Source organism: Crystallibacter degradans (genome assembly GCF_012952295.1).
In the GTDB taxonomy this organism is placed as follows: domain Bacteria; phylum Actinomycetota; class Actinomycetes; order Actinomycetales; family Micrococcaceae; genus Crystallibacter; species Crystallibacter degradans.
Genome location: NZ_JABBCH010000003.1, coordinates 1 through 21,702, shown reverse-complemented (window position 1 = coordinate 21,702; position 21,702 = coordinate 1). Strand labels below are relative to the sequence as shown.

General features: G+C 65.4%; 21 protein-coding genes. 16 read left to right on the top strand and 5 right to left on the bottom strand.

Going from position 1 to position 21,702, the window contains the following annotated elements:
• Positions 1–67: 67 nt before the first annotated feature.
• A complete protein-coding gene (locus tag HGO92_RS23665; RefSeq protein ID WP_240974472.1) occupies positions 68–1,225 on the top strand; it encodes a DUF6226 family protein in 1,158 nt (385 codons plus the stop codon).
• A gap of 42 nt (positions 1,226–1,267) precedes the next feature.
• Here the strand turns inward: HGO92_RS23665 and HGO92_RS06685 are convergent, their stop codons facing one another.
• Positions 1,268–2,944, bottom strand: a complete 1,677-nt coding sequence (locus tag HGO92_RS06685) for a glycoside hydrolase family 10-like protein (RefSeq protein ID WP_169993148.1) — start codon at positions 2,942–2,944, stop codon at positions 1,268–1,270.
• Between the two features lie 101 nt (positions 2,945–3,045).
• On the opposite strand from HGO92_RS06685, the gene HGO92_RS06680 reads away from it, so the two are divergent.
• Entirely contained in the window at positions 3,046–3,429 is a 384-nt protein-coding gene (locus HGO92_RS06680) for a VOC family protein (RefSeq protein WP_169993146.1), read from the top strand.
• Between the two features lie 31 nt (positions 3,430–3,460).
• Complete coding sequence (locus tag HGO92_RS06675) at positions 3,461–3,697, top strand: hypothetical protein (protein ID WP_169993144.1); 237 nt, start codon at positions 3,461–3,463, stop codon at positions 3,695–3,697.
• Between the two features lie 19 nt (positions 3,698–3,716).
• On the opposite strand, the gene HGO92_RS06670 is transcribed toward HGO92_RS06675, so the two are convergent.
• Complete coding sequence (locus HGO92_RS06670) at positions 3,717–4,082, bottom strand: TfoX/Sxy family protein (RefSeq protein ID WP_169993142.1); 366 nt, start codon at positions 4,080–4,082, stop codon at positions 3,717–3,719.
• 148 nt (positions 4,083–4,230) lie between these two features.
• Here HGO92_RS06670 and glgX point away from each other — a divergent pair, with 148 nt between their 5' ends.
• From glgX to HGO92_RS06650, 4 genes are read left to right on the top strand one after another with little or no spacing between them, the layout of a single operon-like run.
• Positions 4,231–6,420 carry a glycogen debranching protein GlgX gene (gene glgX, locus HGO92_RS06665; protein WP_169993140.1) on the top strand — a complete coding sequence of 730 codons (2,190 nt, stop codon included), beginning with the start codon at positions 4,231–4,233 and terminating at the stop codon, positions 6,418–6,420.
• On the top strand, positions 6,417–8,720 hold the full coding sequence (gene treY / locus HGO92_RS06660; protein WP_169993138.1) for a malto-oligosyltrehalose synthase: 2,304 nt from the start codon (positions 6,417–6,419) through the stop codon (positions 8,718–8,720). Before glgX ends, treY begins: the two co-directional genes overlap by 4 nt.
• Complete coding sequence (gene treZ / locus HGO92_RS06655) at positions 8,717–10,477, top strand: malto-oligosyltrehalose trehalohydrolase (RefSeq protein WP_169993136.1); 1,761 nt, start codon at positions 8,717–8,719, stop codon at positions 10,475–10,477. The genes treY and treZ overlap by 4 nt, the downstream gene beginning before the upstream one ends.
• Before the next feature lie 4 nt (positions 10,478–10,481).
• Positions 10,482–12,035: an NAD(P)H-hydrate epimerase gene (locus tag HGO92_RS06650; protein ID WP_169993134.1), complete on the top strand. Its 1,554-nt coding sequence runs from the start codon at positions 10,482–10,484 to the stop codon at positions 12,033–12,035.
• Positions 12,036–12,058: 23 nt separating this feature from the next.
• Here the strand turns inward: HGO92_RS06650 and HGO92_RS06645 are convergent, their stop codons facing one another.
• Positions 12,059–12,730 (bottom strand): helix-turn-helix transcriptional regulator, encoded by a 672-nt coding sequence (locus HGO92_RS06645; protein ID WP_169993133.1) that lies wholly within the window; start codon positions 12,728–12,730, stop codon positions 12,059–12,061.
• A 91-nt stretch (positions 12,731–12,821) separates the two neighbouring features.
• Between HGO92_RS06645 and HGO92_RS06640 the strand changes: the two genes are divergently transcribed.
• Together HGO92_RS06640 and mgrA are read left to right on the top strand one after the other, a co-directional pair.
• Positions 12,822–13,232 (top strand): hypothetical protein, encoded by a 411-nt coding sequence (locus HGO92_RS06640; protein ID WP_169993131.1) that lies wholly within the window; start codon positions 12,822–12,824, stop codon positions 13,230–13,232.
• Between the two features lie 45 nt (positions 13,233–13,277).
• Positions 13,278–14,315, top strand: a complete 1,038-nt coding sequence (gene mgrA / locus HGO92_RS06635) for an L-glyceraldehyde 3-phosphate reductase (RefSeq protein ID WP_169993129.1) — start codon at positions 13,278–13,280, stop codon at positions 14,313–14,315.
• Here the strand turns inward: mgrA and HGO92_RS06630 are convergent.
• Entirely contained in the window at positions 14,293–15,024 is a 732-nt protein-coding gene (locus HGO92_RS06630) for a hypothetical protein (protein ID WP_169993128.1), read from the bottom strand. The genes mgrA and HGO92_RS06630 overlap by 23 nt on opposite strands.
• Positions 15,025–15,210: 186 nt before the next feature.
• On the opposite strand from HGO92_RS06630, the gene HGO92_RS06625 reads away from it, so the two are divergent.
• The 4 genes from HGO92_RS06625 (at position 15,211) to HGO92_RS06610 (ending at position 19,711) form a co-directional block, all read left to right on the top strand.
• Positions 15,211–15,807: a hypothetical protein gene (locus tag HGO92_RS06625; protein ID WP_169993127.1), complete on the top strand. Its 597-nt coding sequence runs from the start codon at positions 15,211–15,213 to the stop codon at positions 15,805–15,807.
• 62 nt (positions 15,808–15,869) lie between these two features.
• Positions 15,870–16,508, top strand: a complete 639-nt coding sequence (locus tag HGO92_RS06620) for a TetR family transcriptional regulator (RefSeq protein ID WP_169993126.1) — start codon at positions 15,870–15,872, stop codon at positions 16,506–16,508.
• Between the two features lie 3 nt (positions 16,509–16,511).
• On the top strand, positions 16,512–19,130 hold the full coding sequence (locus HGO92_RS06615; RefSeq protein ID WP_169993125.1) for an MMPL family transporter: 2,619 nt from the start codon (positions 16,512–16,514) through the stop codon (positions 19,128–19,130).
• 86 nt (positions 19,131–19,216) lie between these two features.
• Complete coding sequence (locus tag HGO92_RS06610) at positions 19,217–19,711, top strand: GNAT family N-acetyltransferase (protein ID WP_169993124.1); 495 nt, start codon at positions 19,217–19,219, stop codon at positions 19,709–19,711.
• Here the strand turns inward: HGO92_RS06610 and HGO92_RS06605 are convergent.
• Complete coding sequence (locus HGO92_RS06605) at positions 19,708–20,022, bottom strand: MmcQ/YjbR family DNA-binding protein (RefSeq protein ID WP_169993123.1); 315 nt, start codon at positions 20,020–20,022, stop codon at positions 19,708–19,710. The genes HGO92_RS06610 and HGO92_RS06605 overlap by 4 nt on opposite strands.
• 234 nt (positions 20,023–20,256) lie before the next feature.
• Between HGO92_RS06605 and HGO92_RS06600 the strand changes: the two genes are divergently transcribed.
• The 3 genes from HGO92_RS06600 to HGO92_RS06590 all read left to right on the top strand — a co-directional run.
• Positions 20,257–20,475: a hypothetical protein gene (locus HGO92_RS06600; RefSeq protein ID WP_169993122.1), complete on the top strand. Its 219-nt coding sequence runs from the start codon at positions 20,257–20,259 to the stop codon at positions 20,473–20,475.
• 265 nt (positions 20,476–20,740) lie between these two features.
• Positions 20,741–20,965, top strand: a complete 225-nt coding sequence (locus HGO92_RS06595) for a hypothetical protein (protein WP_169993121.1) — start codon at positions 20,741–20,743, stop codon at positions 20,963–20,965.
• A 4-nt stretch (positions 20,966–20,969) separates the two neighbouring features.
• Positions 20,970–21,702 (top strand): hypothetical protein (locus tag HGO92_RS06590; protein WP_205834266.1); only part of this gene is annotated, 733 nt, incomplete at its 3' end.

Below are 21,702 nucleotides of genomic sequence, written 5' to 3'. Positions count from 1 at the left end.
GACGCAGCGCGGCCAGCCCGCACACCCTCGGTGCCCACATCCGGACGATGCGGGCTAGGATCTGGTCATGGGAGATGCTGAGGATGTTTTCGAGGGACCCGCGGTAGAACTGCCTGAACCGATGCGGCGCTCGCGGGCGCTCTATCGGCCGGAGTCCGAAACCCAGCGGCCGGTCCGGCACGCGCGTGGGTACGGGCCATTCGTCGCCTTCTGCATCGAACAGGACGTGGACGCACGCCAGCTGGCATCCGATTCGGCCCGGCTCGTGGAATTAATGCACTCGTCCGGTGCCACGATCGCCAATGACAGTGCGCTCGAAGCCGCGGCAGGAGTATTCGCTGGAAACGTGCTGGCCAGCCTGCGGCCGGACGCCCAGTGGCGGACTTTCGAGGGTGGTTCACCGACCGTCGGAAACGATGACCTGCAGTTCGAGATCGAGGGTCTGCCCGGACGGATCCGCGATGCCGATGCCGAGTGGCTGCAGGGATTCATCTCCGTCATCCAGGAGTGGGAGAGCGAAGAGGCAGAAAACCTGCCCGCCATGCAACCGCGGCCGGCGCAGCCTGCGCCAGACCAACCCCCGTACATCCGGCCGGCGCTGCCGGTGGAAGTGTTCAGCTCGCCGGACGGACAGCCCATTCCATACGGGAGCAGGTGGGGCGAGGACGGCCCGCTGCCCGAGGCCTACAGCATGGACAGCAATACTGAGCGCTTCGCCGGACTGCACACCGTGGCCCGCGCACTGATCGAGCACCTTGGTGAGGTCTACGACGTCGATGTGGATCCTGACCCTGAGCACGTGCCGGATCTGCTGGTGCACTCCGATGAGGTGCGGGAAGCGGTCCGGCTAAGTCCCCGCGACCCTGGCGCCGCGGTCCTGACTATCGGGTTTACCAGTTACCCCGGCGTGGTGGTGCATGCCGGGTTGCTGCACGAGTTCATCTTCCCGTCCTGCGGCTGCGACGCCTGCGACGAAACTGCCGAATCGGAGGCCGACCGGCTGGAGCGGCTGGTGCTTGCGGTAGCCGCCGGCGGCTACGGTGAGCGGTATCCGGTGGGCCGGCGCGGGTGGAGCGAATATGCGTTGACGGCGGCGGACGGTGCCTGGGAGGAAGGCGGCAGGGGAGAGCCCGATGCCGTCGCCGGGATCCGGCTCCGCGAGGCTGAGCTGAAGCTGCAAGAAGTTCCGGAGGGCTGGCGGCCCTGGCCGTTGCGGACCAGCTGATGGCCAGGCCGTCCAAGCGGGCACCTGGCTCGTCCGGCTCCCTCAGGCGCGGATGAAGATCGCGGAGGCGGCCGCGGATTCGACCATCAGGTCGCTTAGCCCGACGAGGACGTACCAGTACGTACGTCCCCGCACCGCTCCCGTGTCCACGAACTTCTCGGGATTGCCGCGGCGGCGGTGCACGCGTCGCAGGGCACCGGCCTGGGAGGGGATGAAAGCGCTGGAATCCGCTTTGGCTTCCCAGCGGTAGATGGCGTAATGCCGCGGCAGGGTCCCGCTGTTTGAACCGCGCCAAATAAGCTCGACGCCGGAGCCGTTCCAGCGGGCACTGCTGATCACGGGGGTGTAGGGACGCTGGGCGCCAAGATGGGACATGACCGGCGTCATCGCCACCCGGTTGTAGTACTTGTCCTTCACCAGAGTGATGCTGCCCAGTTTGTTGGCCCGCACGGACTTCGCGGAGAAGTACACCTGGCCGCTGACCCGCGGCGTCGCCCGGCACTTGGCGGTGTGGTTGTACAGCTCGCGCCGGTCCTGCCAGTCGGCGCCCTGGGCAGGGTCGCCGACCTTGTAGGCGGCCTCGCCGATGTAGAGCTTGCAGTTGGTGCCGTTGACCTGCGCCGACCACCAGTTGACCAGCGTGTTGTAGTCCGCTGCCGGATTGCCCTGGTGCCAGTAGAGCTGCGGCACCACGTAGTCCAGCCAGCCCTGCTTCACCCAGAGCCGCGAGTCGGCGAAGATCCCGTCGTAGCTCTGGAATCCGGACGTGGCCGAGCCGCGGCTGTCCGTCGACTGGTTGCGCCAGATCCCGAACGGGCTGATGCCGAACAGCATCCGTGGCTTGGTGGCGGCGATCCTGGTGCTCAGGTCGCGGACAAAAACGTTCACGCTGCGCCGCCGGAAGTTCGCCAGGCTTTCGCCCGGCAGCCGGTAGGCGTTGTAGGCGGCCGAGTCCGGAATGCTTTGGCCGGTTACCGGATAGGGATAGAAGTAGTCGTCCAGATGCACGCCGTCGACGTCGTACTTTGCCACGACCTCGGCAATCACCTTGATGATGAAACTGCGCACGGCGGGGATGCCGGGGTTGTAGTAGCGCCGGCCGCCGTAGGCGAAGGTCCAGCTGGGATTCTTCCGCGCGGGGTGCCAGGAGATCAGGTCGGCCAGGTTCGCCGTCATGCCCGCGCGGAACGGATTGAACCAGGCGTGCAGGTGCAGGTTCCGGGCATGGGCCTGGCTGACTGCGTAGGCCAACGGATCATAGCCGGGGTTCCTGCCCTGCGTGCCGGTCAGGTAGCGGGACCACGGTTCGCCAACTTTGGACGGCCAGAAGACGTCGCCGGCCGGGCGGACCTGCAGCAGAACCGCGTTGAGGTTCCGGCTGCGGGCCAGGTCCAGCCAGCCGCGGAGCTCGGTTTGCTGGACGGCTGCGGTCAGACCGGACCTGGACGGCCAGTCGATGTTGACCACGCTGGAGAGCCAGAAGCCGCGGAACTCGTGCTTCGGCGCGTCCGTGACCCGGGCGCGCTCCCGCGCGGTGATGCGGTAGACCCGGTTGGGGACGGCCGCGGCGAGGCTGACCGCGAGCGGGCGTGGACCTGTCTCCGTCACCGCCCTGGACAGGCTGCCGCCCAGCAGACCTGCGGCACCGAGCACTGTCAGGGCCGCCGCAGCATTGAACTGCCGCCGCGAGAATGTAGACCCCACATCGCTGCCAGTCATGGCCAGCCCACCTCGATAAAGAATGCTGCTAGCTCAACGATACGCTTGCGATCATCACCGCAACAGGGGAGTGTTGAAAACGCGTTCGAAGGAGAAAAGCCGTGACAACACCAGACCAGTACGCAAGTGTCCGCTACCTCGTCGACGACGTTCAGGCGGCGGTCGATTTCTACACCACCCACCTTGGCTTCACCGTGAACATGCAGGCCCCCGCCTTTGCCGACGTGGTCCGCGGCCCGCTGCGGCTGCTGCTCTCCGGGCCGGCAAGCTCGGGCGCCCGCGCCACCCCGCAGGGTTACGCCGCGCCCGGAGGCAACCGCATCCACCTGATTTTTGAGGACCTCGACGCCGAGATCGAGCGGCTGCGCAGTGCCGGCTTGTCGTTCCGCAGCGACCTGGTTACCGGACCCGGCGGGCGCCAAATCCTGCTCGCCGACCCCGCGGGGAACCTGATCGAACTGTTCGAATCCGCCCACCGGCCCTGACCCCGCAAACGACTATCGAAAGGCACGCCCCATGACGACCAAGATTTCCAAGGGCATCGCCACCCTCGTAGCGCTGTGCGCGCTGCTCCTGACCGGCTGTGACAACCCCAACGAGGACGAAGGAAACAACCAGGACGTCCAGCAGGAACAGAACGAGAACAACGGCGAGGAACAAGAGAACGACGGCGGCGAGGGCGGCGACAACGAAGGCGGCGGCCAAGAGGGCGGCAACGAGCAGGACGGGGAAGGCGGCGAAGCCGACGACTAGCCGCTAGCTTCCCGAAGCTTCACTCGGAGCCGAGGCTTTTCACGTAGGCATACGCCTCGTCAACCGCGCGGGACCAGCGTTGCTCGGTTTCCTGCGGCTCGTCCGGGACGGCCGGGTAGGCCACCCATTCCTTCATGGTCCGCGTACCCATCGTGACCGGCTCTGCTTCGCCGGCGGCAATGATCGCCTCCGCGCGGTGCCGCGGGATCTTCACGATCAGCCGGTCACCGCCGCCCAGGAAAGCGAAGATCTTCCCACCGACTTTCATGCCGGGGCTGCGGAACATGGTGCCGCTTTCGACCAGAGGATCCTCGGAAAACCGCGCCGCGAGCGTCTCCAGAAGGGCAAGCGAGGCCTGGTTGCCTGGCCGGTCCCGGTCCGTCATGATCCGGTCCTTCCTTCCTGGATTGGTGGGATTCGAGCGATAGCCGCTTCCCGCCGTCGTAATTCGTCCGATGTTCCCGAATCATCATCAAACTGACATTCGCATACTGTATGAAAGATACAAGAGCCTCGAGTGTCAGGAGCAGTACATGGAAGTTTGGCCCGGAGAAGCCTACCCGCTGGGTGCCACCTACGACGGCAATGGAACCAACTTTGCCCTGTTCAGTGAAGCAGCCGAGCACGTTTACCTTTGCCTGTTTGACGAGGACGGCGAGGAGACCAGAGTCAAGCTTAAGGACGTGGACGGCTACGTCTGGCATTGCTACCTGCCGCATGTTTTGCCGGGACAGAAGTACGGCTTCCGCGTTGACGGTCCGTATGACCCGGCGAGCGGGCAGCGCTGCAACGTCAACAAGCTGTTGCTGGACCCGTACGCCAAGGCGGTCCACGGGGAGATCGACTGGGACCAGTCCCTGTTCGGCTACAACTTCGGCGACGAGAACTCGCGCAACGACGAGGACTCCGCCGCGCACATGATGATGGGCGTGGTGGTCAGCCCGTTCTTCGACTGGAACGGGGACCGCAAGCCCCGCATTCCCTACCACCGCTCGGTCATCTACGAGGCGCATGTGAAGGGTCTGACGCAGCTGCACCCGGACATTCCCGAGGAGCAGCGCGGCACCTACGCCGCCATTGCGCATCCTTCGGTGATCGCGCACCTGCAGAAGCTGGGCGTCACCGCGATCGAGCTGATGCCGGTGCACCAGTTCGTCAATGACAGCACCCTGCAGGAAAAGGGCCTGTCCAACTACTGGGGCTACAACACCATCGGCTTCTTCGCCCCGCAGAACACGTACTGCTCCACCGGGGACGCCGGGCAGCAGGTGCAGGAGTTCAAGGCCATGGTGCGCGAGCTGCATCTGGCCGGCATCGAGGTCATCCTGGACGTGGTCTACAACCACACGGCCGAGGGCAACCACATGGGCCCCACGCTGTCCTTCCGTGGCATCGACAACTCCGCGTACTACCGCCTCATGGAAGATGAGAAGCAGTACTACATGGACTACACCGGTACCGGAAACTCGCTCAATGTGCGCCACCCCCATTCGCTGCAGCTGCTGATGGACTCGCTGCGGTACTGGGCGACAGAGATGCACGTGGACGGTTTCCGATTCGACCTTGCCTCCACACTGGCGCGCGAGTTCTACGACGTGGACCGGCTGTCCACCTTCTTCGAACTCTGCCAGCAGGACCCGGTGGTGTCGCAGAGCAAACTTATTGCCGAGCCGTGGGACGTTGGCCCCGGCGGCTACCAGGTGGGCAACTTCCCGCCGCTGTGGACGGAGTGGAACGGGCTCTACCGGGACACCGTCCGGGACTTCTGGCGTGGAGAGCCCTCAACCCTGGGCGAGTTTGCCTCCCGTATCACCGGTTCGGCGGACCTGTACGAGGATTCCGGCCGCCGCCCCGTGGCCTCGATCAACTTCGTCACCGCCCATGACGGCTTCACGCTGCGGGACCTGGTCTCCTACAACGAGAAGCACAATGAGGCCAACGGCGAAGACAATAACGACGGCGAATCCCACAACCGCTCGTGGAACTGCGGTGTGGAGGGGGAGACGGACGATCCGAAGGTGCAGGGCCTGCGCGCCCGGCAGCAACGGAACTTCTTGGCCACGCTGCTGCTGAGCCAGGGCGTGCCGATGATCGCGCACGGCGACGAGCTGGGCCGCACCCAGCAGGGCAACAACAACGTGTACTGCCAGGACTCCGAGCTGTCCTGGGTGGACTGGGACAAGGTGGACCAACCGCTGCTCGAGTTCGTCGCCGCGGTGAACAAGCTGCGCACCGAACACCCCACGTTCCGCCGTCGTCGTTTCTTTGATGGCCGGCCGGTCCGCCGGGGCGAGGGCGAGGCGCTGCCGGATATTGTTTGGCTGACCGCGGATGGAACCCTGATGGAGCCCGAGGACTGGGACGCGGCCCTGGGCCGGTGCATCGGCGTCTTCCTCAACGGCCAGGGGATCCAGGGCCGGGACGAGCGCGGGCAGCGGATCACGGACGAGAACTTCCTGATCTACTTCAACGCGGACGACAACGATGTGGAGTTCGTCCTGCCGCCGAAGGAGTACGCGGAAAAGTGGGACGAGGTTATTGACACCGCCGGCAAATATGCTGATTCCGAACCGATTGCGGCCGGAAAGAAGATGACGGTGCAGGCCAAGGCCATGGTGGTGCTGCGCGCGCACACCCCGCCCACCGAGGATCCGGACCATTCCGTGGCGGCGTCGCTGGCGGCCATGGCGGATGCCAAGGGCACTGGCAAGGGGGCCGCGTGAAAACGCCGCTCTCCACCTACCGGCTGCAGATCCGCGAGTCCTTTAACCTGTTCGACGCGGCACGGCTGGTGCCGTATCTGCGCGAGCTCGGGGCGGACTGGGTGTACCTCTCGCCGATCCTCACCGCGGAGCCCGGTTCGGACCATGGGTACGACGTCGTCGACTTCACCATGGTGGACCCCGCGCGCGGCGGGGCCGAGGGGCTGAAGGCACTCTCCGAGGCTGCCCACGCGGCCGGGATGGGCGTGCTGGTGGACATTGTGCCCAACCACGTGGGGGTGGCCACGCCGGTGAACAACCGCTGGTGGTGGTCGCTGCTCGCCGAGGGGCGCGGATCGCGGTATGCGGAGGCGTTCGACGTCGACTGGGACGCCGCGGGCGGGAAGCTCCGGCTCCCGGTGCTAGGCGACGGCGACACCGAACTGGACGCGCTGGAGCTGGTGGACGGCGAGCTGCGCTACTACGGGAACCGTTTTCCCGTGGCCGCGGGAACGGCCGATGACGGGGCCGATGCGCGGACCGTCCATGAGCGCCAGCACTACCAGCTGGTGAACTGGCGCCGTGCGGACAGCGAGCTGAACTACCGCCGGTTCTTCGGCGTGAACTCGCTCGCCGGAGTGCGCGTGGAAGTGCCCTGGGTGTTCGAGGAATCGCACGCCGAAATCAGGCGCTGGTTCACCGAGGGCCTGGTGGACGGGCTGCGCATCGACCACCCGGACGGCCTGGCGGATCCCGGCGGCTACCTGCGCCAGCTGCACGAGCTGACCGGCGGGGCCTATGTCCTGGTGGAGAAGATCCTGGAACCGGGGGAGAGCCTGCCCGCGGGCTGGTTCTGCCACGGCACCACCGGATACGACGCGCTCGCAGACGTGGACCGGCTGTTCGTGGATCCGGAGGGCCGGGAGCAGCTGACCGACGTCGCCCCCATGGAGCCCTACCGGCACATGATCCACGACACCAAGCGCGCCATCACGGACGGCATCCTGCGCTCCGAGGTGCTGCGGCTGACCCGGCTCATCCCCGCGGAAGCGGACCTGGAGCAGGACGTCGCGGCGGACGCGCTCGCCGAACTGCTGGCCTGCTTTCCCGTTTACCGCAGCTACCTGCCACAAGGCGCGGAGTACCTGGAGGAAGCGGTGATCGCCGCTCAGGTCCGCCGCCCGGACCTTGCCGAAGCAATCACCGCCCTGCAGCCGTTGCTGAACCCTGAAGGCGAGCTGACAGCGCTGGCTATCCGCTTCCAGCAGACCTCGGGCATGGTGATGGCCAAGGGCGTGGAGGATACCGCGTTCTACCGCTACTCGCGGCTGACCTCGCTGAACGAGGTCGGCGCGGATCCGTCCATTTTCGCCATCGAGCCGTTCGACCTGCACACCAAGCTGGTCCGCCGGCAGCTGGAACAACCGCTGGCGATGACCGCGCTGAGCACGCACGACACCAAGCGCAGCGAGGACACCCGCGCCCGGATCAGCGTCCTCTCCGAGATGGCCGGCGAGTGGTCCGGAAAGTTCGCGAAGCTGGATGCGGCCGCGCCGTTGGGCGATGTGCCGTTCGCGGACCTGCTGTGGCAGGCGGCCCTGGGCGCGTGGCCGTTCAGCCGCAAGCGCGCCCATGCCTACGCGGAGAAGGCGGCGCGTGAAGCGGGTAACAGCACCTCCTGGTTGAACCCGGACGAGCAGTTCGAACAACAGCTGCACGCGGCCGTGGATGCAGCCTTCGACAATCCGGAGGTCAACCGGATCCTGAGCACACTGGCGGAAGAGACCAAGCTGCCCGGCTGGACCAACTCGCTCTCGGCCAAGCTGGTGCAGCTGACCATGCCCGGTGTACCGGATGTCTACCAGGGCACGGAGTTCTGGGACCATTCGCTGGTGGATCCGGACAACCGGCGGCCGGTGGACTTCGATGCCCGGCACAAGGCCCTCGCCCGCCTCAGCGAGGGGACCGTTCCGGCGATCGACGAAGGCGCCCAAGCCAAGATGCTGGTGGTGGCCCGGGCTTTGCGGCTGCGCCGCGACCGGCCGGACCTGTTCACCGGCTACGAAGCTGTCAACGCCGAGGGGCCTGCCGCCGAGCATGTCTTCGGTTTCGACCGCGGCGGAGCCATCACGCTGGCCACCCGTCTGCCGCTGGGACTGCAGCGCGACGGCGGATGGCGGGGCACCGCCGTCGTCATTCCGGCCGGACGCTACCAGGACGTGCTGACCGGGCTGGTCTTCAGCAGCACCGGGGCGCTCCCCGTGGTGGACGTGTTCGCCGGCCTGCCCGTGGCCCTGCTGATCAAGGAGGAAGAACAATGAGCACCGGATTTGCCCCAGGGCGCTTTGCCGTCTGGGCGCCGCTGGCCAAAACCGTCGAGCTGAAGGCGGCCGGCCAACTGCTGGCCATGGTTCAGGGCGAGGGCGGCTGGTGGACGCTGGCCGATCCGGCCGCTGCGCCGGCGGGGGAGACGGACTACGGCTACCTGCTGGACGGGGAAACAACCCCCTTGCCGGATCCGCGCTCGCGCCGCCAGCCGGACGGCGTGCACGGGCTGTCCCGGACGTTCGACGCCGGTGCCCACCAATGGACGGACGGCGGCTGGCAGTCGCCCGGGCTGAACGGCGGCGTGATCTACGAGCTTCACCTCGGTACCTTCACTCCGGAGGGGACGCTGGATGCCGCCGCGGCGAAGCTGGACTACCTCGCCGGGCTCGGTATCGACTTCGTGGAACTGCTGCCGGTCAACGCGTTCAACGGGACGCACAACTGGGGCTATGACGGCGTGCACTGGTACGCGGTGCAGGAAACCTACGGCGGTCCCGCGGCCTACCAGCGGTTTGTGGATGCCGCGCACCGCCACGGCATCGGCGTGATCCAGGACGTGGTCTACAACCACCTGGGCCCCAGCGGGAACTATTTGCCGCGCTTCGGCCCCTACCTCAGCGCTGCCGGCGGCAACAGCTGGGGCGACTCGGTGAACCTGGACGGCCCGGAGTCGGACGAGGTCCGCGGCTACATCCTGGACAACGTGCAGATGTGGTTCCGCGACTACCACGTGGACGGGCTGCGGCTGGATGCCGTCCACGCGCTGCAGGACGAGCGCGCGGTGCACATCCTCGAGGAGTTTTCGGCCGCCACGGATGAATGTTCCCGGGAGCTGGACAAGCCGTTGTTCCTGATCGCGGAATCGGACCTGAACAACCCGCGGCTGCTGGAATCGCGGAGCGTGAACGGTTACGGGCTCACCGGGCAGTGGAGCGACGATTTCCACCATGCCGTCCACGTGAACCTGACGGGTGAAACGGCCGGCTACTACGCGGACTTCGAGGGCCTGGACGTGCTGGCCAAGGTGCTCACGGAGGGCTTCTTCCACAACGGCACCTACTCCTCCTTCCGGCACCGGCACCACGGCCGGCCGATCGACAAGGAGCGGGTGAACGCGCGCCAGCTGGTGGTCTGCACGCAGAACCATGACCAGATCGGCAACCGCGGGGCGGGGGACAGGCTGTCCGGAACGCTGGGCTACAACCGGCTGGCGATGGCCGCCGTGCTGAACCTGACATCGCCGTTCACACCGATGCTCTTTATGGGCGAGGAGTTCGCCGCGTCCACCCCCTGGCAGTTCTTCACCTCCCATCCGGAGCCGGAACTGGGCGAGGCCACTTCGGCCGGACGGCTCCGGGAGTTCGAGCGGATGGGCTGGGATCCTGACCTCGTGCCGGACCCGCAAGCGGAATCCACCTTCACCAACTCCAAGCTGGACTGGTCCGAGCCGGAGCACGGGGACCACGCACGGCTGCTGGCCCTGTACAAGGACCTGATTGCGCTGCGCCGGCAGACCCCGGAACTCACGGACCCGGATTTCGCTTCCATCTACGTGGACTTCGACGAGGAACACGGCTGGTTCATCCTGCGCCGCGGCCGGATCAACGTGTGCTTCAACTTCGCGGACAGAACCCTCACCCTCGATGCGGGAACGGGGCGACTGCTGCTGGCCACCGAGGACGAAGTGAAGCTCGACGGCGTACTGACACTGCCGGCTAACTCCGCCGCGATTATCCGCGGGCAGGGCTAGGGGCATGATTAGCGCCTGGACCGGTGGCCAGATCCGCGCCGCCGAGCAACCGCTGCTCGACGCCGGCCACGGCGACCGGCTCATGGCCACCGCCGCCCACGGGCTGGCCAACGCCGTGGTCCGCGCGGTATGGGAAACCCGCGGGCGGATCTACGGCGCGCGGTTAGTGGTGCTCGCCGGTAGCGGCAACAACGGCGGAGACGCGCTCTTCGCCGCGGCCGCCCTTGCGCGACGGGGAATGAGCACGACGGCGGTGCTCACCTCGGCGCGCAGCCACTGGCAGGCGCTGACCGCGTTCGAAAACGCCGGCGGTACCGTGCTGCGGTTGGTCGCGGGTGACGACGGTACTGCCGCGGGCACCGATGTCTCCGCCGCCGCAGCCATCTGCTCCCGTGCGGATGCGCTGATCGACGGGATTCTCGGCACCGGCGCCTCCGGCGGTTTGCGCAGCCCGGCGAAGGATCTGGTGGAGGACATTATTGCGCTGGGCACCCCGGCACTGACCGTCGCTTGCGACCTGCCGAGCGGAGTCTCTGCCGATACCGGTGAAGTCTTCGGGCCCGTCCTGCCAGCCGATCTCACCGTGACTTTCGGCGGAACCAAGGCCGGGCTGCTTACCGATCCCGCTGCCGGACTCGCCGGCCGCGTGCGGACCGTGGACATCGGCCTCGGTCCGCATCTCCCGGCACCGGAACTTCGGCAGCTGGAACCGGCGGACCTGGCAGGCTGGTGGCCGGTGCCGCAGAGAACCAGCCACAAGTACACGCGCGGCGTGCTCGGCATCGTTGCGGGGTCGGTCCAGTATCCGGGAGCCGCACTGCTGTGTACGCAGGCTGCCGTGGCCACCGGCGTGGGCATGATCCGCTATCTGGGGCCGCAGGAGATCTGCCGCCTGGTAAACCTCTCGACGCCGGAAGCCGTCTGCAGCCAGGGCAGCGTGGGGGAGAGCAGGGTGCAGGCCTGGCTGGTGGGCCCCGGCGCCACAGGGGACCCGGACCAGCAGGCCCGCGCCCGGGACGCGCTCGCTTCCGGGTTGCCGGTGGTAGCAGACGCCGGTGCCCTGGACAGCCTGCCTTCCGATCTGGGTCCGCAGGTCATCCTGACGCCGCACGCCGGTGAACTCGTCCGTATCCTTGCTGAGCAGGACGTGGAGGTGACGCGCGAGCAGGTGGAGGCATCGCCGTCGGACTTTGCACGCCTTGCCGCCGGGCTGACCGGTGCCACCGTGCTGCTGAAGGGCGCAACAACCGTCATCTCTTCACCATCCGGTGCTCTCTTTACCCAGGACAACGCCACGCCCTGGCTGGCGACGGCAGGTTCCGGGGACACGTTGGCCGGGATCCTCGGTGCGCTCGCCGCCACGATCCAGCGCGAACTCCTGACCGAAGCCGGCATAGCGGAACCGGACCATTGGGCGGCAGTGGCTGCCATGGCCGCCGCCGTACACGGGATCGCCGGAACCAGAGCCGCTGCCGGAGGACCCGTCGCCGCATCTGACATCAGCCGCGCCCTGCCGGAAACCGTGCGGACGTTGCTGAATCTCCTGCAGGATGGCTAAAGTTCACGCCGACCTGCCGAACCTTAGGCGGGATCGGGCGGCAGGATCCTGACGCAGCAGCGCCCGGGCGCGGGATCCAGCACCGCGGTGCAGCCCGCAGGGCCGGTCTTGCCGGTCACTGCCGACAACAGATCCAGGTTCAGCCCGCAGATGGTGGCGGTGTGGCTTTGCGACAGGCGGTGGAACGGACAGTTCTGCAGGACGATGCTGCCGTCTGCTTCCGTCTCGGGCTTGAACCCGTACTTCTCCAGGGCCTGCTCCAAGCTGTCCGCGTCCTTGCCGATGGAGTTCCCGGCCTCGGCGGCCACCCGTTGCAGGGACTCGTCCACCGGCGTTCCGGTGCGGTGCGAATTCTCGACGGCGGCCGCAAGGAGTTCGGCCGCCAGATCATAATGGCGTTGGGGCAGGCTGACCGAGACTTCCCGGACCGCCGGGGCATACAGTTTGGTCGGCCGACCCGACCCGGGCCCGCTGCGGCCGGTGAGCCGCCGGTAGCTGACAGTCAGCAGTTCTTCCCGCGCCAGCCGATCCAGATGGAAGGCCGCCGTGCCGCGCACCATGCCCAAGGCGCCCGCGACGTCGTCCCGGCTCACAGGTCCCTCCGCGTCGAGGATGTATTCGTAGACACTGCGCCGGGAGGAATCCGCTAACGCGGCAACTGCGCTGACCGAATCGGACTCCGTGCGTGCTTTCATACCAGTGATTTTACTCTAAAAACAATAACCATTGACATAACAGCCTGCACTTTCTAAAGTCAAGTATCACTACTTTTAGAAAGGAACGGTCATGGTCACCCACCAGCCCCGCCTCGCAGACCGCCCCGGTCTGCGCAGCCATACGCACCAGGCCTTTTTGCTGCTGCGTACCGTCTTCACCATCGCGCCGATTCTCTTCGGCCTCGATAAGTTCTTCAACGTTATGGTCGACTGGACCACGTACCTGGCCCCCATCGCGACCGACATCATTCCGGTTTCTCCGCAAGGATTCATGTATGCCGTCGGCGTTATAGAAATCCTCGCCGGCATTCTCGTGGCATGGAAGCCGCGGATTGGCTCGCTGGTCGTCGCTGCCTGGCTCGCCGGCATCATCATCAACCTGCTGCTGGTGCCCGGTTACTTCGATGTCGCCCTGCGTGATTTCGGACTCCTCGTCGGCGCTCTGGCCCTAAACCGCCTGTCCTCTGGCGACAAGCACTGAATTTTCGACTTGAAAGCGACCGGAGGGTAAACGCATGATGGACGAATGACGTTTGAGGCCGCGGGCAACCGCTACGAGAAGATTCCATACCGCCGGGTAGGACGCAGTGGACTGCGGCTCCCGGCGGTTTCTCTGGGCCTGTGGCACAACTTCGGCGACGACAAGCCCTTCGAAACCCAGCGCGCCATCCTGCGCCGCGCCTTCGATCTGGGCGTCACCCACTTCGACCTCGCCAACAACTACGGCCCGCCGGCCGGCAGCGCCGAGACCAACTTCGGCCGGCACATGCGCGAAGACTTCCTGCCGTACCGCGATGAACTCATCATCTCCACGAAGGCCGGTTACTTGATGTGGCCCGGCCCGTACGGCGAGTGGGGGTCGCGGAAGTACCTGCTCTCCAGCCTTGACCAGTCCCTGAAGCGGATGGAACTGGACTACGTTGACATCTTCTACAGCCACCGTCCGGATCCGCAGACCCCGCTCGAAGAGACCATGGGTGCCCTGGACCAGGCCGTCCGCTCGGGCAAGGCGCTTTACGCCGGCATCTCCTCCTACACACCGGAGCAGACCCGCGAGGCTGCACGGATCATGCGCCAGCTCGGCACGCCGCTGCTGATCCACCAGCCCTCCTACTCCATGCTCAACCGCTGGGTCGAAGACGGCAGCCCCAACCTGCTCGAAGTCCTCGAGGAAGAGGGCCTGGGTTCCATCGCTTTCTCTCCGCTGGCGCAGGGTCTGCTGACCGACCGTTATCTCGGCGGGATCCCGGAGGACTCGCGGGTTGCGCAGAACAAGTCCTTCGCTGCGGACTGGCTGAATGAAGACCGGCTTTCGCGGGTCCGTGCCTTGAACCAGATTGCCGCCGGCCGCGGTCAGTCCCTGGCGCAGCTCGCCATCGCCTGGGTGCTCCGCGAGCAGCGCAAGGGCGGCCCGGTCAGCTCGGCGCTCATCGGCGCCTCCAGCGTGAAACAGCTCGAGGACAATCTGGCCGCCGTCGAGAACCTGGAGTTCTCCCTGGAGGAGATCGACATGATCGACCAGTACGCGGTGGAATCCGGCATCAACCTCTGGGCCCAGCAGTAGCGTCAGGCACAGCGGTCCCGGTCTCCCCAGGACCGGAATCGTCGGATCCTGAACGGTTCCGCGGAGGACGCAGCAGGAACGTGTACTTGTCCAGCAACCGCGCCAGCAGATCCAACGCCTCATCTACGTCCGACGGCGGTGGCATGGTTGAGTGCGGGTCGAGCTGGGCGTGGGTCACATGCTGGTCTACATAGCACTTGATCCCCGCGGTCTTCCCGGTCAGCGCGGCCAGATCCGCGCGAGGCACAGTGGGATTCAGGTGCCCGAAGTCCAGCGTGTCTGCCTCTGCCTTGAAAGCAAGATCCAATTCACGACGGCGTTCCCCGGTTGAGTTGCCGAGGAACCATTCAGCGGCCAACAACTTAGGCTCCTCCGCCATCTTCTGCAGGAGACGCTTGAGCGAACCGGTCCGGCGGTCGCCGTCGACCATCCGCCGAATTCCCAGTGCTGCATCGCGGTAGTAGAGCGAGGCCAGCCAGCTTTGCCCGTCAGGTGAAGCTGCAGCAGTGTCCCATCCATCGGCAATCTGGAAGTGCCTGTCGGTCTCCTGCTCTGTAGAACGCGCAGTCATTCTCAACCACATGCGCCGGTTTTCCAGCAGCTCTGTGATCTCAGCCGTGATTCGCTCCAGCAAGATAAACCAGTCGGCAGGAGGCTGTTGGAGTGCAGCCTGTCCTTCTTCCTTCTCCCCACCGTGAAGTGATGCCATGTAACCATCGTGTCAGTTCGCACTGGCGGTGAGCCAGGGAGCAGCAGTACCGCACTCGACTCATCTCATCGCACGTCTGCCGACTTGAATCGCAATCTGTGACCGTAACACTCCTAGTACGGTCACTCGATAAATGCCGTGTCGCATAGTCTTCTAACGTTATTCGCACTGTTGGGGAGAAATATTTTGAGGAAAGCACTGAGCGTTAGTGCTCTGGTACTGGCTCTGGCGCTGACTGCAGGGGCGGTTATTCCGATGGATGCATTGGGTGAAATCAGTATCGACCAACTTGGCGCGGTCAGCTGGATACTGGCCATCCTGATGGGGTTGTCGATGTACCTGTGGCATCCGCGAAAACTGCAATGGGCGACGCTTGGTGCCATGTTCACCTTCATCGCGGCCAACGTCGCTTTCGGGATATATGTGGTCGCGCATCCGAAGGATCCACGTTGGACACATGACCCATCGCTGTCAGCACCATCATTATCTGATGCCCCGATGATCGGGCAGCACCTGCAACCGCTGGACCTTGTTATGGACAGTGTGGTGGAAGGGATTAACGACTTCAGGGACTATCAGCAGGCCATTCCGGTCGCCCTCGACTTCTTCACAGCGGCCGGCTGGGGATGCTTGGCGGTGATTCCGTTGGCGCTATTCGCCCTCGTTTACAGCTACGTCCAGAAGAGGCAGCAAAAAGCAGAATTTGTGGGCTGCAAGCAGACCATCGAAGATCTCCAGCAGGAGCTCGACGAAGTGAAGCGGTTCGTGAATTACCAGGGCTGACCGTAGGCAGTGCCTCGTGTGCAACTTTGCATGGTGTGCAAGTTAGGGTTTATTGTGGACAGGTGACATCTGAACAACCACTAACAGCCGACTCGGGCGGGCGGCGCGAGCTAAACAAACGCGCCACCCGCACCGCCATATCGACGGCGGCGCTCAGCCTTGCCCGCGCCCATGGGCCCGGCGGCTTCACCGTTGACCAGCTTGCCGACGAGGCCGGAATCTCCCGCCGCACGTTCTTCAATTACTTTCCATCCATCGAAGCCGCACTCACGCGCCCGGTGGAGGAGTTCCTGGAGGGCGCCTTCGCGCAGCTCTACGACCGCCCGGCCGACGAGCCGATCATGGACGCCGTACTGGCCACCTTGGGCGGGGATGTGTCCCAGGAGCAGATGGCGCTGCTCTGCGAGATCTACGCCATGGGCGAGGACGATCCCCAGCTGGAACGGATGCAGCTGCAGGTCTGGAACAAGGCCCAGCAGAAACTCGAAGAGGGCCTGCACGTCCGTTTACCCCGGTCCGAGAGCGACCTGCTGATCAATTCGCTCGCCGGTGCCCTGATCGCGTGCGGCCAGGCCGCAATGCGCGAGGCCGCCGCCGAAACCGCCGGCCGCTCGCCGGACGCGGGCTCGTTCCAAAAGCATCTGCTGGTAAGCATCGGCATGCTCCGCACCGGCTTCAATTCACTTTCGAAGGACTCCTGACGCATGGCCTCGTTGCTGTATTCCCTTGGCAAATTCGCCGCCCGCAATCGGTGGTGGTTCGTCTCCGCCTGGCTGGCCATCATGGTGGCAGTCGGCGGCTCCCTCGTGGCCTTCAGCGGCACGTTGTCCAACAGCTTCACCATCCCCGGCACCCCTGCGCAGGGTGTGCTGGATGAGCTGAAGGAGAAGATGCCGGAGGCCTCAGGAGGCCTCGGCACCATTGTCTTCACCACCGAGGACGGCAAGGTCTTCACGCCCGAGCAGGAAGACGCGATCGCCGCGATCTCCGAGGAACTCACGGAGAACGACGCCGTCAAGAGTGCCACCGATCCGCTCGAACTGCAGAGCTCCCTGGACAACGCGCCGGAGATGATCGACGACGGCGAAGCCGAGCTGGACGCCGCCAAGCAGCAACTGGAGGCCGGCCAGGCCGAGCTGGACGCCGGCAAAGCCCAGCTGGCACCGGCCCAGCAGCAGCTCGAGACCGCCGAGGCACAGATCCAGCAGCTCGAGGCCGCTGGCCAAACCGCGATGGCGGAGCAGGCCCGCGCCCAGTTGGAGCCGCAGCGCGCACAGCTGGAAGCGGCCCAGGCCCAGTTGGCCGAAGCCGAGCGGCAGCTCGAAGACGGCCGCGCGGAGTACGAGTCCGGTCTCGCCGATCTTGAAGCAGCGAAGCTGCAGCAGCAGTCCTCCGAGGGCTTGCGCTTTGTTTCCGAGGACGGATCCGCCGCCTTTGTGCAGGTCCAGTTCGAACAGCCCATGATGGAGGTCGCCAAAGCCGACCGCGACCAGGTCCAGCAGATCACCGAGGCGGGCCTCGTTCCGGGCCTGCAGGCGGAGTACAGCAAGGACATCGTCGAGGACATTTCGCAGCTCTTCGGCGCCGCGGAAATCATCGGTATCGCCGTCGCGGCAGCCGTCCTGATCCTTATGCTCGGCACCCTTATCGCCGCCGGACTGCCGTTGCTGATGGCGGTGATCGGCGTCGGTGTTGGCGTCGGCGGCACAATGGCCCTCAGCGGCGTCGTGGAAATGAGCTCGATCTCGCCGGTCCTGGCCCTGATGCTCGGCCTAGCTGTGGGCATCGACTACTCGCTCTTCATCGTTAACCGCCACCGCACGCAGCTGCTCTCCGGCGTCCCGCTGGTCGAATCCATCGGCCGCGCCACCGGAACCTCGGGCAACGCCGTACTCTTCGCGGGCCTGACCGTGATCATCGCCCTCGCCGCGCTCGCGGTCCCGGGCATCCCGTTCCTGACCGTGCTGGGACTTGCCGGCGCCGCAACGGTGGCGGTCGCCGTCGTCGTTGCTTTGACGTTGACCCCGGCCATGCTGGCCTTCATGGGCAAACGGATCCTATCCAAGCGGGCCTGGGCCAAGGCCGGAATGAGCGGCCCCGCCAGTGAAAACACCGCTCAAACAACGACGGCGGTGCGCGAGTTCCACAACGATCCCAAGCGAAGCTGGGGTAAGGCCGTTACCCGGCATCCGTGGCTGTCTTTGGTGGCCGGCGTCGCCGTTCTGGGGCTCATGGCGGTTCCCGCCGCCGAACTGCGGCTGGGCCTGCCCGATGGTAGCTCCGAGCCCGCGGATTCCACGGCGTACCAGGCCTACACGCAGCTCGGCGAGAACTTCGGCGAAGGCATCAACGGCCCGCTGATCATCGTGGCGGATCTGCCGGAAGGACTTGAAGGCACTGCCAAGGACGAGGCGCTGCTGGAGCTGTCGCAGGAACTGCGCGCCATGGAGCATGTGTCCGCCGCCGTGCCCACCGGCACCAGCGAGGACGGCCGTACCGCGGTCCTGCAGGTCATCCCGGAGGAGGGCCCGGCCGCGCAGAGCACCGAGGACCTAGTCCACAATCTTCGGGCCGAAGCCAGCGTGCTCGAGGCGAGCACCGGCGTCGGGGTTTCGCTGACGGGCCAGCCCGCCATGCAGATCGACGTCTCGGATAAGCTCGCGGATGCCATGCCGGTCTACCTGGCCATTGTCATCGGGCTCTCGCTGATCCTCCTGCTGCTGGTCTTCCGCTCCATTCTGGTGCCGCTGCTGGCGACCGCCGGCTTCCTGCTGTCGCTCGGAGCGAGCTTCGGCGCCGTGGTGGCGATCTACCAGTGGGGCTGGCTGAGCGAGGTGTTCGGCGTCCATCATCCGGGCCCGATCCTGAGCTTCCTGCCGATGATCCTGATCGGGGTGCTCTTCGGCCTGGCGATGGACTACCAGATGTTCCTGGTCTCGGGCATGCGCGAATCCTTCGCCCACGGCGAGGATGCGCGTACCGCAGTGGTCAGCGGCTTCAACCATGGCGCCAAGGTAGTCACGGCCGCCGCGATCATCATGGTTTCCGTGTTCGCCGGCTTCATCTTCTCCCACCTGACCATGGTCCGGCCCATCGGGTTCGCGCTGGCGCTGGGCGTGCTCCTGGATGCCTTCGTGGTGCGCATGACGCTGATCCCCGCGGCCATGCATCTGCTGGGCAAGTCGGCGTGGTGGATGCCGAAGTGGCTGGACAAGATCCTGCCCGATGTTGATGTCGAAGGGGCCAAGCTGGTTTCGGGCGGTCCTGCCGCCGCAGCAGCCGACGGCGCCACGGATACGCTTGAGGAAGCATCCGTCCGCTAATCGGAAGCTGACATCTTTTGCACGGCGGACGAAAGTTGCCGCCCGCCGTGCAACCATCCGGCGGCTGGCCTGGAGAGAAGGGCACTATGTACATTCGCGACGCCACGGCTGACGACTGGCCCGGCATCTGGTCCGTCATGGAACCGATCATCCGGGCGGGGGAGACCTACACGCTGGACCCCGACAGCTCGGAAGAGTCGCTTCGCGCGAAGTGGCTGCATCTGTCCGGCCCGGGCCGCACCTTTGTAGCAATTGACGACGGCGGTGCGGTCACCGGGACTGCCGAGCTCCACCCGAACTACGGCGGGGCTGCGGCCCGGGTAGCCAACGCCGGGTTCATGGTGCACCCGGACCACGGTGGCAAAGGCATCGCGAGAGCCTTGGCCGACCACGTCCTGGAGCAGGCGCGGGCAGGCGGCTACCACGCGATGGTGTTCAACGCCGTCGTTGCTTCCAATGTCCGGGCAGTGCAGCTATGGCAATCCCTGGGCTTCGAAATCCTGGCGACCATTCCGGACGCCTTCGACCATCCAGCTGATGGGCTGGTGGGACTGCATGTCATGTACCGGAAGCTGGATTAGCGGGCTTTCCTGACCGTGCCGGCGATCCGGTACGACTCATCCAGCAGTTCGGCCAACTCATCAGCGGAGATCTGCTCCAGCCGCACCAGCACCAGTTCGGGCGAGCGTTCATGGTGCGGCGTCCAGAAGAAGGTATCCGGGGACGTTCCGGCGAGGGCGTCGCGTTCCCGGGTCTTGACCGTGAGCACGCCATCCTCCCAGAAGCGGGCCATCAATGTCCGCGCGAACCATGCTGGATTGCCCCAGCTGAGCCTCTCGGTGACTCCCGGAAATGACAAGCAGATGCGGCGGACGTCGTCCTCGGTTTGCATGGCACCACCTTGGCATGGCGGTTGTGGAACGTCTAGGAACCTCTCCGCCGGACGTTCAGGGCGGTACCTTTTCAGATATTGCCGGCTCTGTCGGAGGCTTGGGGTACTTCACATGCGGCAACTATTGCCAGTTTGGCGGAACGGCGGTCAAATGGAGAAGTCGACACGGCAACAGCCATGTCGCCGAATTCATGGAGGGGGCCCAGCGCGGTGTAGCTGGAGAAGGGATCTGACATGCCGTTCTCTGCTCTAAAGCCATCGGACGAGTTTCCGGAAGATCTGTCGAGCCTGTCCGAGCCTGATCTGGAGGTTTTGCAGAGGCGTGTTAATGAGGAACTCTTTCAAGAGTGCAATGAACGGCTGGTCGCGGACACTGAAACGATGTTCAGGTTCAACGCAGTTGCCCACGAGGTAGCCATCCGTGAAGCCTTTCGCGATCTCAGCGGCCTATAGCAGGTAACTGTTCTTCTACGCGATAGCGCTATCTTCATCGCGTTCCCGCCACTATTTAGCGCGGCCCGTCGTTGGCAGAGCCCTTTTCACAGGTTCGCGGGATCCCCCCGGCCGGGCTGCAGCTTGGCTGTATGGTTCCTGCCGGAGTACTTCCCGCGAGGTTCGAAAACTGGTGCGGAAAAGAATTTTAAAGAACTTTCGCGAAACCCCTCAGACGATGTGAATACGTCTCCGTATTGTCATGGCCGGATGATGGACTGAAGTCATGGCAACGGAAGATCATTCGGCACCGGTTCCCGGGGTACCCGCGGCTTACTGGCTCGCTGGATATCCACTGCCGAAATGCGCGCCGTGCCGTGTGGTCGGTGCCGGTGTGCTTCCTGCGGTGCTCAAGGAAACTGGTGCGGAAAAGAATTTTGAAGAAATTTCGTGGAACCCGTCAGACGATGTGTTTGAGCGTCCGTATTGTCATGGCCGGATGATGGACTGAAGTCATGGCAACGGAAGATCATTCGGCACCGGTTTCCGGTTCCCCGGCCCCCGGACAGGGGCCCGCGGAGCAGGCGTTTTCGCTGCGGTGCCTTCAGCCGGGCCGGCCCGTGACCGCTGCGCAGCGGCAGGAAGCCCTGCGCAAAGCCCTGGAGCGGCTGGATATCCATGCTGCGCAGGACCGCAAACGCGGCCTGGCACAGGCACGCGAATATATCGCGGCCGGGAAACCGCCGAAGCACGCCACGATGGCCGGCTATATGGAGGAGATCTACGCCGAGGCGCGCGGCCCGGTCCTTGACCCGCCGAAGCTGGAATTCTACGGCGAGGATCCGCTGGCCGGGCAGGAGGTTCCCGGCCGGGTCGGGGAGCCGGAGCATCTGGGGGCCAGCGCCGGCCTCGATGACTTCGCGGCCTGGGAACGCGAGGAAACCTGGTCCAGCTGGCCGCCGTCGGGCCCGTTCCCCGAGAACTGGGGCCCCGCCGAAGACCTCGAAGGGCTGCCCGCGGAACTGTTCTCCGAAACGCACGGGGAGTACTACGCCGAGCGCCTGCGCCGGATCACCGAAGGCACCCCCGCCGACTGGTTCCGCCTCTTCGAAGCCACCGCCAACTCCAGCAACCCTGGCACCAACGCCAGCGACGCCGGTGATGCCGCTGATGCCAATGATGCGGCCGACACTGGTGACGCCAGTAGCACCAACGACGCGGCTGATGCCGAGGCCGCCACCGCCATCA